We start from the raw sequence: 12,689 nt of genomic DNA on the forward strand, positions 1-12,689 counted from the left end.
CAGACTCAGACAGTGGTTCGGCTCATAACACGCCGAAAGCGGGTGGCGCAGCGCACCACCCGCTTCGGCAGAACTACTTGACGCTGCCCGCGGTAAGCCCTGCTACCAGGCGCTTCTCGATGAACGCGAACAGGATCACGACCGGGATGATACCGACCGTGGAGATAGCGAACACGTATTGCCACGAGGTGTCGTACTGGCCGACAAACTTGGTCAGCGCGACCGACAGCGGCTGATTCTCCGGGGTGGTCAGCACCACCAGGCTGGCCGCGAACTCGTTCCAGCAGGAGACGATGACGAAGATCGTCGCCGTCACGATGCCCGGCCAGACCAGCGGCAGGCTCACCCGGACCAGGATCTGCCAGCGGCTCAGCCCGTCCAGCATCGCGGCCTCCTCGATCTCCACCGGAATGGAGGCGAAGAAGCTGTGCAGGATCCACACCGCGAACGACAGGTTGAACGCCGCGTTCACCAGGATCATCGCCAGCCAGGTGTCGTTGATGCCGACCGCGAAGAACTCCCGGATCAAACCGGTGACCAGCACCGTCGGCTGCAACATCTGAGTGACCAGCACCAGACCGAGGAACACCGCACGACCCGGAAACTTGTGCCGCGCCGTGTAATACGCCGCCGGGATGGCGACCAGCAGCACGAGCACCGTGGCGAACACCGAAATGATCACCGTGCTGGCCAGATTGAACGGCAGCGGCGTTTCCGGGGTGTCCCACATGGTGGAGTAGTTGTCCGGATGCCAGGTCTCCGGGATGTATGTCGGTGGGATGCGCAGGATTTCGGCCCTGCTCTTCAGCGAGCCGAGCACCATCACGATGAACGGCAGCAGGAACAGCGCGGCCAGCACGACGCCGACCGCGGTCAGTTCCCAGCGCCGCCGCTTCGCCCGGGCGCCGGGACGCGCGTCCGAATCGGCCACCGCCACCGCGCCCGTGACCTTCTCGATGTGCGTCACATCCGCCGCGGTCATCCGTCGACCTCCTGAGTCGGCCGGACCACCTTCACGTAGATCGCGATGATGACGATGATCAGCACGAAGTTCAGCACGCTCATCGCCGCCGCCGTGTCGATCTGCTGATTCTGCCGAATCAGCTTGAACATCAACGTGGTTGTGGTGTCGGCTTGGAAACCCGCGATGCTGCCGGTGATCACCTGCAGAATCGGCAGCGAGTTGAACGAGTTGATGATGTTGATGATCGTCGCCACCGCGATGGCCGGACGCAGTTGCGGCAGCGTGAGAAAGCGGTAACGCTGCCACGCACTGGCCCCGTCGACCCGGCCCGCCTCGTTGATCTCGGCCGGAATCGATTGCAGCCCAGCCAGAATCGTGTAGGTGGTGAACGGGATGGAGACGAACACCGCGACGCCGATCGCGACCAGGAAGGCCGGCGTCGGCTGCTTGGTGAAGCCGTAACCCCGGTCCAGCAGGCCGATATCGACCAGGAACCGGTTGGCGATGCCGACGTCGGGATCGAGCATGTAGTAGAAGATCGTCGTCGTCATCACGACCGAGGCGGCCCACGGCACCAGGATCGCCATCCGCACCGCGGTGCGGCCGGGGAAATCCTTGTTCAGGAACTGGGCCAGCCCCGCCGAGATCACCAGGGTGATCAGCACGACGGCGACAACCCAGATCACCGTGTGCGCGAGTACGGATCCCAGCTCCGAAATCCCGAACAGCGTGCGGAAGTTCTCCAGGCCGGCCGCGCCCCGGTCTTGACCGTAGGCGCTGAGATCCCGGGTACTGGTCCACAGCATGTAGCAGGCGGGAAAGGCGACGATAGCCGCGATCAAGACCAGCGAGGGCCCGATCCACGGTATCGCCGCCAGAGTTCCTTTCCGTCGCACGCTATTTCGCGGCTTCCTGTATGCGCTGCAGCACCTGGGCCGGGTCGGTGCCCTGTGCGATGGTGCCCATCTGCTGCCGGATCGCGCCCTGCGCCGCAGCCCATTTCGGGTTGTTGCTCGGGTAGAACTGCGCCACCGCGAGGGTGGAGCCGAACGCCTTGGTCACCGGGTCGGCGGCCAGCTTGGCGGCCGCGGTGTTGGTGATCGGGATGAAGCCCTCGGTCGAGACGAACTTCGAGTAGACGTCGGCGCCGTAGAAGAAGTCGAGGAACTTCTTGATCGACTCGGTCTTCTTGCCGTCCTTCTTGAACGCCATCAGGTGATCGGCCACGCCCAGGGTCACCGGGGTGCCGGACTTGGTCGGCGTCGGCGCGGTCGCGTACTTCAGCGCCGGGTTCTTCGCGGCGATCTGGCTGATGGTCGGGGGCAGGCCCTCGATCATGCCGATCTTGCCCTGGATGAACGCGTTGATCACGTCCTTGCGGTCGGTCGCGCCCGGATTCGGCTGGGTGACACCGGCATCGGCGATCTCGCGCATCGCGCGCACGCCCTCCAGGTTGGCCGGGGTGTCGACGGTGACCTTGTCGCCGTCGGCCCACTTGCCGCCCGCGCCGAAGGTCCAGATGGAGGTCTCGCCCTGGGCTTCCTCGCTGCCGAGCGGCAGGCCGTAACCGGAGACCCCGCCGCCGAGCGCCTGGATCTTCTTCGCCGTGTCGGTGAGCTCGGCCCACGTCTTCGGCGGCGCGGTGACGCCGGCCTTGGTGAACAGGTCGGTGTTGTAGAACAGGGTGCGGGTGGAGGCGAACAGCGGCAGTGCGTACTGCGTGCCGTTCAGCGACGCGTTCTTCGCGAAGCCGGGCTGGATGTCCGAAAGCACCTGCGGCGACACGACTTCCGAGGCCGAGTACAGCTGGCCGTCACTGGCGAAGCTGGCGTAGGCGTCGATGTTGAGGATGTCCGGGGTGGTCGACTTCGACTGCAGCTTGGTGCGCACCACGTCGTTGATCGAGTTCCAGGACTCGATCTGCAGGTTCACCTTGATGTCCGGGTTCGACTTCTGGAAGTCCGCGATGATCCCGTCCCACAGCGCCTTCGTACCGTTGGCCCCGTCGCTGTAGGCCGGGGCTAAAAAGTTGATCGTGTTGTCGGAATCGGCGTTATCTTTCGAGCCGAACCCACAGGACGAGATCGCCAGCGCGAGGCCGGTGAACATCGCGACCCCCGCAAGCACGCCGTGGAGTGGTCTTTTCACGAGTAGAACCTTTCAAATTTGCACACCGGGCGCCACTGGACAGCCGATGATGGGATCGAACTGATCGACCGACTATCAACATAGACCCAAGCTTGATCATATGTGACCGATTCGCTCGTAAATTTGACATGAACGATCACCGGGCGGATTCTGTTGTTGTGCCGATCTCCGCCGAACCCACCCCCGTCACCCATCTGGCCAACGAGGTCGCCACCCAGCCTGACGACTGGGCGCGCGCCGAAACGATCGCTGCCGAACATCGCGACATCCTCCCCCACAAGGGCGAGCGAGTCGCCGTGATCGGTTGCGGCACTTCCCTGTTCATGTCCAAAGCGATTGCGGCGCTGCGCGAGGGCGCAGGCCACGGTCTGACCGACGCCTGGCCCGCCAGCGAAGTCCGCTACGGCCGCGACTATGACCGCTACCTGGTGATATGCCGGTCAGGCACGACCACCGAGGTGGTCAACGCCATGCGGGACATCCCAGCACACATTCCGCGCACCGTCATCTGCTCCAGTCCGGGCACCCCCGTGCTCGAGCTGGGCGACCCGATCCTGATCGACGAGGTCGACGAGGAGTCGGTGGTGCAGACCCGCTTCGCCACCACCACCCTGGCGATCCTGCGCTGGCACCTCGGCGAAGACCTCGCCCCGGTGATCGAGCAGGGACGCAAGGTGCTCGCCGAGGATCCGGCGGTCTCGCTCGCCGACGTCCGCCACGCCGAGGAGATCAGCTTCGTCGGCATGGGCTTCGCCGCCGCGATCGCCGAGGAATCCGGCCTCAAGCTGCGCGAATCCTGCCAGTCCTGGACCGAGTCGTACCTGGCCACCGAGTACCGCCACGGTCCGGTCGCCATCTCGGCCCCCGGCCGCGCGGTCTGGGCCTTCGGCCCACTGGTCCCGAACTTCGCCAGGGACATCGCCAGCACCGGCGCGCACTTCGAGCACCGCGACATCGACCCGATGGCCGATCTGCTCCGCGTGCACCAGCTCTGTGTGCTGCGCGCGGCCGACCTCGGCCTCGACCCCGACCACCCGCGTGGGCTCAATCGCTCGGTCGTCCTCGATCAGTGATCGGACCGGCCCGGTGAAACTCGACCAAGCTGGAGCCACCCCGCACGGCGCGCCGGGAACTACTGTGCCAAGCATGGGAGTGGCGAACGAGACGTCCTCGACGAGTGCCGCCCGCGCGGCCGGGACTGCCGGGTCGGCCGCGGCTCACCGCGGCGGCACTGCGACGCGTTCGGCTGCGGTATCGCCGCAGCCGGACGCGTTGGCCGAGGACGCGCTGGTGCTCGGGCTCGATGTCGGCGGCACCACGATCAAAGGAGAGATCACCGACGTCGCGGGCACTGTGCTCGCGGTCGGAACCGTCGCGACACCGCAGGGTGAGGCGGCGTTCGAGGTGATGGGGGCGCTCGGCGATCAGTTGCTCGGCGAGTTGACCGCGGAGCAGCGGGGTCGAGTCGGCCGGGCCGCCGTCGTGCTGCCGGGCATCGTGGATACCGTTCGATCGATCGCGGTGTTCAGCAGCAATGTCGGGTGGCGGGACTTCGCGGTCGGTGATCGGTTCCTCGATCGCTGGGGTGTCCCGGTGTTGATCGAACATGATGTGGCCGTTGCGGGTTGGGCCGAGTGGCGGTTCGGGGCCGGGCGCGGTTACGACAACGTGTGCGTGGTCATTCTCGGGACCGGGATCTCCGGGACTTTGTCGGTCGGCGGGCGGTTGTTGCGTAGTACTTACGGTCAGGTCGGCGAGTACGGGCACATCCCGGTTCGCGCGGATGGGCTGCCGTGTCCGTGCGGCAACACCGGATGCGTCGAGACCGTTGCGTCCGGGGCGTCGATCGCCCGTGCTTACACCCGTCGTACCGGGCGGGAAATCAATGGTGCCGCTGAGGTATTCGCGTTGGTGGACACCGATGCGGATGCCAAGGCGGTGCTCGCGGACGCGGTCGACGCGCTGGCCGATGGACTCATCGGGATCGTGCACGCCGCATGTCCCGAGCTGATCATTCTCGGCGGTGGACTGGCGGGTGCTGGTGCTGCACTTACCGATCCGCTGCATCAAGCCATTGCCGACCGGCTTCGGCTGGTTCCGGCTCCGCGCGTGGTTCTCGGTGAGTACGGTGCGCGCGCCGGGCTGACCGGGGCTGCGCTCTTTGCTCGGCAGGGAGCGCTCGAATGACCGGGTCGGCGCTTGCCGGGTACCGCGCCGGCGCGGTGCGGCGGGATATGGAATCGACTGCTGCCGGGGCGAATACGTCCCCGGCGTCGAGCGCCGGTTACGTGACGGCCGCACAGAATATGCGGCGCAGTCCGCACCGGTACGTTGTTTCGCCGGTCGGTCGGTTGACGATGCCGCTGGTCATGCGTCAAGGCGCGCGACCGTGGCGCGACACCGTAGACGCGACGCCCTATCGGCACGAGCGCAGCCTGATTCGACGTCGGGAGGTGTCCGGATGCTGACGGAGATAATCCGCGGGCGGGTCGTTTCGGCGGCAGCACAGTTGGACGACGGCGTGGTCACGATCGCGGGCGATCGGATCGACTCCGTGCTGCCGTTCGCGGAGTGGGTTGCGGCGCATCCGGATTCGCCGGAGCCGCCGTTTGCCGGAACACTGCTGCCTGGGCTCGTGGACATTCACAATCACGGCGGGTTCGGGCATCGGTTCGACACCGTCGATGTGGCGGAAGCTCGGGCGGCGGCGGAGTTTCATCATGCGAGCGGGTCCACGACGGTGGTCGCGAGCATTGTCACCGCGGCCGCTGCGGACATGGTCGCGCAGACCGCCGTGTTGCGAGAGTTGGCTTCGGACGGCGTGATCGGCGGGATTCATGCCGAGGGGCCGTTTCTGTCGGAGGCGCGGTGCGGGGCGCAGGATCCGCGGTTCCTGCGCGATCCGGATCTCGAGCTCACCGAACAGCTGCTCGCGGCCGGCGGCGGACATCTGCGGGTGATGACGCTGGCGCCGGAGCGATCCGGTTATGACGCTGTCGCGCAACGACTTACCGAACACGATGTCGTGGTTTCGCTGGGACACAGCAATGCTGACTATGCGTCGTTCCTGAAGGCTTTGCAGCCCAACGGGTTCGGCGCCTTGGTCACGCATCTGGCGAATGGGATGCCGCCGCTTCATCATCGCGATCCCGGTCCGGTCGGAGCGGGTCTGGTCGCCGCGTCCGCTGGGCAGGCGACGGTCGAGTTGATCGGGGACGGTGTGCATGTCGACCCCGGTTTCGCCGCGCTGGTCTTCGCGGCCGCGCCGGGGCGGGTCGCGCTGATCACCGATGCGATGCAGGCGGCCGGGCTGTCCGATGGTGAATATCAGCTCGGTCCGCAATCCGTGACGGTGCGGCACGGGGTCGCCCGGATCGCGAACGGATCGATCGCGGGCGGCGTCAGCACGCTGCTCGACAACGTGGCGCGGGCGGTGCGCGAGTCCGGCGTGTCGCTGGCCGATGCCGTCCTGGCGGCGACGTCCACGCCCGCGGCGGCGCTGCGCCTACCCGAGGTCGGTGACCTGCGAACGGGGTACTTCGCCGACCTATTGATCGTTGAGGAGAGCCTGCGGTTGCGCCGGGTGCTCAGGCGAGGAGAGTGGTTGTCGTGATCCTCACCGTGACGATGAATCCCGCCTACGACATGACCTATCGCGTCGAGCACTTCGAACGAGGCCAGGCACATCGGGTCCGCTCGGTCGAACAACGCATCGGCGGTAAGGGCATCAACGTCACGCGGGTGCTGAATCAACTCGGAAAGTACGCCAGGGCAACGGGTTTCTCCGATCACGCCTTCGCGGCCGCGGCCGAGCTGGAGATGCCGGTCGACTTCGTGCACGCGCTCCCCTGGGTCCGCCGCACCGTGGTGATCAGCGAATCCGAGGACGGCACCGCGACCGCCCTGTGGGAGCCCGGCGCCCGCGTCTCCAACCCGCACGCCGCCGAACAGCTCGCGGTCCGGGTCGCGGGCATGCTGCCCGACGTCGACGGCCTGGTCATCTCCGGGTCGCTGCCCGGCGGCATCGCGCCGTCGCTGCCCGCCGAGATCGCCCGCACCGCGATCGCCGCCGACGTGCCCACCATCTGCGATGTCGACGGCGAGGCCCTGCGCCTGGCCGCCCAGATCCCCGGCATCATCCTCATGCCCAACGGCGACGAACTGCACCGCCTCACCGGCATCAAGCCCGCCACCGCCGACGAGGTCGTCACCGCGGCCTATCCCCTCATCGAGAGCGGTGTCCGCGCGGTCATCGCCACCCGCGGGGCCGACGGCATGGTCGCCGTCACCGCCGACGGCGCCTGGTACGCCACCCTGCCCGAGCCGCTGGCCGGAAACCCAACCGGCGCAGGCGATTCCGCCACCGCCGCGGTCATCGCCTCGCTCACCGCCGACGAAGTCCCCGACTGGCCAGCCATCCTCACCGACGCCGTAGCCACCTCCGCCGCCGCCGTGGTGATCCCCGTGGCCGGCGAGATCGACCGCTGCCTGCGCACCCGCATCGCCCCCACCGTCCGCGTCACCCAACTGGACCTACCTACCCGCCAAGAAACCACCCCGTGAATCCACCGGGGCGGATGTGTTGATTTCTCAGGAGATGTACCTATGCCGTTGACACCCGTTTCCGACTTGATCACCGCTGCGCGACCGGGTGGGCTCGGTGCGTTCAATGTGATCACCTTGGAGCACGCCGAAGCTATCGCGGCGGCGGCGGAGTCGGCGAAACGGCCTGTCGTGTTGCAACTTTCGGAGAACACGGCGGCTTATCACGGCAGTCTCGCGCCGCTGGCCCTGGCTTGCCTGCGCATCGCGGCGGACAGCACTGCCGACATCGCCGTTCATCTCGACCATGCGACCTCGCCCGAATTGGTCCGGGCCGCAGTCGAACTCGGTATTCGCTCGGTCATGTACGACGGTTCCACCCTCGACTACGCCGCCAACGTCGCCGCTACCGCCGACATCACCCGCTGGTGTCACGAGCGTGACGTGCATGTCGAGGCCGAACTCGGCGAGATCGGCGGCAAGGACGGCGCGCACGCCCCCGGTGTCCGCACGGACCCCGACGAAGCCGTCGAATTCGTCGCCGGCACCGGCGTAGACGCGCTGGCCGTGGCCGTCGGTTCCTCGCACGCCATGCACACCCGCACCGCCACCCTCGACAACGACCTAATCGCTCACCTCGCCACGAAGGTCCCCGTCCCGCTGGTCCTGCACGGCTCCTCCGGTGTTCCCGACGACGGCCTCCGCGCCGCGGTCGAACACGGCATCACCAAGGTCAACATCGCCACCCGCCTCAACGTCTTGATGACCGAAGCGATCCGCACCACCCTCGCTACCAGCCCCACCCTCTCCGACCCCCGCAAATACCTCACCCCCGCCCGAGCCGCCATCCAAGCCGAGGTCGAACACTTCCTCCAGCTACTGGCGCTCTAACCACACCCGACAGAAGTATGCGGTCGGCGACGCCAGGAGTAACGCCGCCGACCGCGGGGAGGGGTGAACCGGGGCAGCCGATCCACCAAAGCTCACCCCCAACCCTGCCCACCCCACCTGAGCACTTCCCCCTGCAACACCTGAGAGTCCCCTAGGAAACACCACACCCGTCGGACGGGACATCACCGCGCCAACACTCACAACCCGCCACCACCACGTCCCACTCACCAACAAACCCAGCCGTCCAGCTGCACAAACGGGACATGACAGAGCATCCACTCGACCTTTGCCACAGCGACGTCCCACTCACCAACAAACCCAGGCATCCGAGCACGGGACCGGGACACCACAGAGCCAGCATTCGACGTTTGCCACGGCCAAGTCCCGCCCGACAACAAAACCCGTCTTCCAGACAAGGCATGAACAGAACGACTACACGATGTCGCCGCAGTCAGGTCCCAGTCGCCGACAAATCCGACTGCCGACCACGCGAACGGGCCATGACGGACTGGCACTCGACGTTTGCCACAACCAGGTCCCACTCGCCGACAAAACCTGGCCTCAACCGACGCCAACGGGACATGACGGCGCAGACACTCGGGATTTGCCGCAGTCAGGTCCCGCTCGCCAACGAAACCCGGCGTCTAGCTGCGCGAACGGGACATGAAGGAGCCTGCACTCGGAGTTCGCCGCACCTAAGTCCCACTCGCCGACGAATCCCCGGCCGCCGACCACGCAACGGGACATCGCGGCGGAAATACTCGCCCGCCCGCTCCATCACGTCCCACTCGACGCGAGGCCAGACAGCGAACGGGACATGGCAGACCAGACACTCGGAGATTGCCTCAGCCATGTCCCGCTCGGTGAGGAAACCCGGCCTCCGACGGCACATGGCGGAGCGGGCACTCGGGGTTTGCCTTGGTCACGTCCCGCTCGCCGATGAAACCGGTGTCTAGACCCAAGTCTTCAGCTATGCGAGCGGGGTGCTGGGACATTGAGCGGGCCGGGGTTGTGGATAACTCGATTTCTGGGGAGAACTGGGGATAACTCGCGTCGAGGGTGGGATCGCCGTGGAGGCGGGCAGGCAGGATCGCACGCATGGGGGAACTTGACGAACCGTTTCCGGGCAGTTGGGCGTTGCGCGCCGGGCTGGTGCGCCCGTGGCAGTTGCGCACGGAGTTCGAACGCGTGCATCCGGATGTGTATCAGCGCAAGGGCATCCAGTTGGATGCGAAGGGGCGCGCGCATGCCGCTGGATATTGGGCGAAGGGTGCGGGGATTCTGACCGGATTCTCGGCGGCGGCGATGCACGGCACGCTATGGCTCGACAGCAAGCCCGCGGAGATCACGCTGCCTGGACATGTTCGGGCACCTCGAAATCTGCGGGTGTATCGCGACGTCATCCCCGACACCGAGGTGTGCTCGATCGACGGCTTCCGTTGCACCACAACAGCTCGCACCGCATTCGATCTAGGTCGCCGCCTCGACGCTGCCGAGGCAGTCGAAGTGGTCGACGCGCTCTGTAACGCGACCGGCTTGGAGGTGGGATCCATCGAGCAGCTCGTCGACCGGCATCCCGGTGTCCGAGGCTGCCGAAGTCTCCGAAAAGTCCTGCCCTACATAGACGGTGGAGCCGAATCGATCCAGGAAAGCCGCACCCGTCTGCTCCTTCACCGCGCGGGCCTACCCACCCCCGAGACGCAGATCCAGGTGCGCAATCACCGCGGCAGATGCCTGGCTCGCCTCGACATGGGTTGGCGCCGTTGGCAAGTCGGCGTCGAATACGACGGAGAACAGCACTGGACAGACCCCGCCCAGCGAACGAAGGACATAGACCGCACCGCCACCCTGGAATCCCTCGGCTGGATCCTTATCCGAGTAAGCGCCACCCTCCTCACCGACCACCCACAGAAAGTCCTGACCCGAACCCGCCAAGCTCTCCTCGCCCACGGCGCACCCCTCTGAACCCCCTTCCCACAGGACACAGTGCCTCAGCGACTCGACCCCCTCCGACCAAGTCCCGCTCGAAGCCCCCGGACAGCAACGGGACATGGCGGCGGAGCTACTCGCACTTCCACTCCGCCACGTCCCACTCAACGCGAAGCCGGGCAGCAAACGGGACATGGTGACGCCGTTACTCGCACTTCCGCTCCGCTCTGTCCCGCTCGACGCGGGGGTGGGCGGGACACGGTGGAGGGGTTACTCGCACGTCCGCTTGGCCACGTCTTACTCGACGTGCCCATGGGCATTGGTGACGGAACTACTCGAACTCCCCTCCGCCACAACTCATTCGACTCGAAGCCGGGCAGCAAACGGGACATGACGGGGGGCTACTCGCACTTTCCCTCCGCCATCTCCCACTACACGCGGGGCCGGACAGCGAACGGGACATACTTGCGCGTCCCCTCTGCCACGTCCCACTCGACGCAGGGGCGGACGGTGTTCGGGACATGGCGGCGGAGTTTCTCGCACTTTCGCTCCACCATGTCCCGCTCGACGCTGGGCTGGATGGTGTACGGGACATGGTGACGGAGCTACTCGCGCTTCGGCGCGGCCAGTTTCGCTCGGTACGGGGCGGGCGGTGAACGGGACGTGGTGGCGGAATTACTTGCACTTCCGCTCTGTCACGTCCCGTTCGGGACGGGGCCAGCGGCGAGCGGGGCATGGTGGAGGGGGTGATTGGAGATTGGCGCGGTTGCGTTGGGGTGGGCGGCCGGCGGCGCGGGCGAGGGACCGGCGCCGCCGGCCGGCGGGGTGGTGGGCCGGGCAGTGGCCCACCAGGTGAGTGGTCGGGTGTTCGGGTGAATCCGACAGCACTCAGCTTGGTTGATGTGGCTGTATGGTGGCCCCGTTTCAGCTGGGAGTCAGCTGGGAACCTTGCGGACGATCGGGACGCTTGTGCGGGGGCGTCTCGCTGCGCGTAGCCGGCGGAGCTTACCCAGCGGCTATTTTCTGCTCGATCAGCGCGAGTGACTCTGCTTGTGGCAGTGCGCTGTCGGCCATGGTGTTGGCAAACAAGGTATCGAGATGCCGCACCGGTTCCGTGTCTTCGATGAGGGCCTGGTAGATCAGGGTTTCGGTCCAGGCGATGTCCGGCAAGAGGGTGTTGTCGAAGCTGAGCAGGTGGAACGTTGCGCCGCCGAGTAGCCCGCCGCCGGCGGCCTCGAAGGGAATGACCCGGATATCGATCGTGTCCGGATGCTGCTCGACCATGGCGGCGAGATGGCACAGCTGCCCTTGCCGGATTTCGCGACCACCGATCTGCTGGGTCAGCGCTGCCTCGTTGACAACTGCCGTGAGGTGCAACGGATCCTCGGCGATCAATCGCTGCTGCCGGCGGAGGCGCACCTGCACCAGGCGATCGATATCCACCTGCCGGATTCGCGCAACATCGCTGAGCAGCAACGCACGCGCGTAGTCGGCGGTCTGCAACAGGGCCGGAATCAGGACGCTGTCGTAGGTCCGTACCTTCTGCGCGCCGAGTTCGAGGCCGTACAACCGCACGAGGCTGTCCGTTAGCAGATCCGCATAACTCGACCACCATCCACGCTGCTTGGCGATCTCGCGTAAGCGCAGCATCTCTGCACGTTCGGCCTGGTCGAACTCGAATAGGGCCATCAGCTTCTTCAGCTTGTCCTCGGCCAGGATTCGTTCCTTCTCCACCTTCGACCAATAGGAGAGGGTGAAGCCGAGTTCCTTGGCGACGACCGAGGCGCTGACATCGAACTCGGTGCGGCGGCGGCGAATTCGGAGCATGAGCTCCCAGCGAGCGACCGTAGGCGAGAGTGGAGCCATAGCTCGAGGGTGTCCTTCCAGCTCTGTAATGCGTGGAGTCGACCGAACTTCCGTCAGAGTACGCCACGGTCGTGTCGAGCGATAGGTCAACTTGACTTATCGATAGATATGACCTTAACTTCGTGTGCGTCACGCATCACATGCGGACCCGAGTCGGGCTCACACGGTGGGAGCGAGGGGGTTTCGCATGTCGATGTCTGTCGCCAAGAAGGCCTGGATGACCAGCGACCGGACGGTGCATCGAACCCGACGAGTCAGTGGCGATGCTTGGCGGTGCCGTATCTACACGATCGGATGCCGACGAGAACGAGCGACGGCGACCGCCCAAGCGGCAGAAGCGGAACTGACG

Annotated in this window: 10 protein-coding genes; 6 read left to right on the forward strand and 4 right to left on the reverse strand. The window is 66.1% G+C overall.

The window, feature by feature from the left end:
• Nucleotides 1–73 precede the first annotated feature (73 nt).
• Genes F3087_RS01385 through F3087_RS01395 form a run of 3 tightly spaced genes read right to left on the reverse strand, consistent with a single transcriptional unit; the run spans nucleotide 74 to nucleotide 3,112 of the window.
• The gene (locus F3087_RS01385) at nucleotides 74–982 is read right to left on the reverse strand and encodes a carbohydrate ABC transporter permease (protein ID WP_191093730.1); all 909 of its coding nucleotides are present in this window, start codon (nucleotides 980–982) and stop codon (nucleotides 74–76) included.
• Nucleotides 979–1,860, reverse strand: a complete 882-nt coding sequence (locus F3087_RS01390; RefSeq protein WP_150399920.1) for a carbohydrate ABC transporter permease — start codon at nucleotides 1,858–1,860, stop codon at nucleotides 979–981. The genes F3087_RS01385 and F3087_RS01390 overlap by 4 nt, the downstream gene beginning before the upstream one ends.
• A gap of 1 nt (nucleotide 1,861) precedes the next feature.
• Nucleotides 1,862–3,112 (reverse strand): extracellular solute-binding protein, encoded by a 1,251-nt coding sequence (locus F3087_RS01395; RefSeq protein ID WP_223884762.1) that lies wholly within the window; start codon nucleotides 3,110–3,112, stop codon nucleotides 1,862–1,864.
• Between the two features lie 128 nt (nucleotides 3,113–3,240).
• On the opposite strand from F3087_RS01395, the gene F3087_RS01400 reads away from it, so the two are divergent.
• The 6 genes from F3087_RS01400 to F3087_RS01425 all read left to right on the forward strand — a co-directional run bounded on the left by F3087_RS01400 (nucleotide 3,241) and on the right by F3087_RS01425 (nucleotide 10,510).
• Nucleotides 3,241–4,185: an SIS domain-containing protein gene (locus F3087_RS01400; RefSeq protein WP_191093731.1), complete on the forward strand. Its 945-nt coding sequence runs from the start codon at nucleotides 3,241–3,243 to the stop codon at nucleotides 4,183–4,185.
• Between the two features lie 73 nt (nucleotides 4,186–4,258).
• The gene (locus F3087_RS01405; protein WP_150399921.1) at nucleotides 4,259–5,299 is read left to right on the forward strand and encodes an ROK family protein; all 1,041 of its coding nucleotides are present in this window, start codon (nucleotides 4,259–4,261) and stop codon (nucleotides 5,297–5,299) included.
• Nucleotides 5,300–5,573: 274 nt separating this feature from the next.
• Nucleotides 5,574–6,725 (forward strand): N-acetylglucosamine-6-phosphate deacetylase, encoded by a 1,152-nt coding sequence (gene nagA / locus F3087_RS01410; RefSeq protein WP_150399922.1) that lies wholly within the window; start codon nucleotides 5,574–5,576, stop codon nucleotides 6,723–6,725.
• Nucleotides 6,722–7,675 carry a 1-phosphofructokinase gene (locus tag F3087_RS01415; protein WP_150399923.1) on the forward strand — a complete coding sequence of 318 codons (954 nt, stop codon included), beginning with the start codon at nucleotides 6,722–6,724 and terminating at the stop codon, nucleotides 7,673–7,675. Before nagA ends, F3087_RS01415 begins: the two co-directional genes overlap by 4 nt.
• A 42-nt stretch (nucleotides 7,676–7,717) precedes the next feature.
• Nucleotides 7,718–8,545, forward strand: a complete 828-nt coding sequence (locus tag F3087_RS01420) for a class II fructose-bisphosphate aldolase (protein ID WP_150399924.1) — start codon at nucleotides 7,718–7,720, stop codon at nucleotides 8,543–8,545.
• Between the two features lie 1,098 nt (nucleotides 8,546–9,643).
• Complete coding sequence (locus tag F3087_RS01425; protein ID WP_150399925.1) at nucleotides 9,644–10,510, forward strand: endonuclease domain-containing protein; 867 nt, start codon at nucleotides 9,644–9,646, stop codon at nucleotides 10,508–10,510.
• A gap of 969 nt (nucleotides 10,511–11,479) precedes the next feature.
• Here F3087_RS01425 and F3087_RS01430 read toward each other — a convergent pair.
• Nucleotides 11,480–12,340, reverse strand: coding sequence for a helix-turn-helix domain-containing protein (locus F3087_RS01430; protein WP_150399926.1), 861 nt, complete (start codon nucleotides 12,338–12,340; stop codon nucleotides 11,480–11,482).
• Nucleotides 12,341–12,689: the final 349 nt, after the last annotated feature.

Source organism: Nocardia colli (assembly GCF_008704205.1).
In the GTDB taxonomy this organism is placed as follows: domain Bacteria; phylum Actinomycetota; class Actinomycetes; order Mycobacteriales; family Mycobacteriaceae; genus Nocardia; species Nocardia colli.

Bases quoted from the DNA above. Each gene is read 5' to 3' on its own strand.
- F3087_RS01430 (WP_150399926.1), bottom strand. From the start codon at position 12,340: ATGGCTCCACTCTCGCCTACGGTCGCTCGCTGGGAGCTCATGCTCCGA.
- F3087_RS01385 (WP_191093730.1), bottom strand. From the start codon at position 982: ATGACCGCGGCGGATGTGACGCACATCGAGAAGGTCACGGGCGCGGTG.
- F3087_RS01425 (WP_150399925.1), top strand. From the start codon at position 9,644: ATGGGGGAACTTGACGAACCGTTTCCGGGCAGTTGGGCGTTGCGCGCC.
- F3087_RS01420 (WP_150399924.1), top strand. From the start codon at position 7,718: ATGCCGTTGACACCCGTTTCCGACTTGATCACCGCTGCGCGACCGGGT.
- F3087_RS01400 (WP_191093731.1), top strand. From the start codon at position 3,241: ATGAACGATCACCGGGCGGATTCTGTTGTTGTGCCGATCTCCGCCGAA.
- F3087_RS01405 (WP_150399921.1), top strand. From the start codon at position 4,259: ATGGGAGTGGCGAACGAGACGTCCTCGACGAGTGCCGCCCGCGCGGCC.
- nagA (WP_150399922.1), top strand. From the start codon at position 5,574: ATGCTGACGGAGATAATCCGCGGGCGGGTCGTTTCGGCGGCAGCACAG.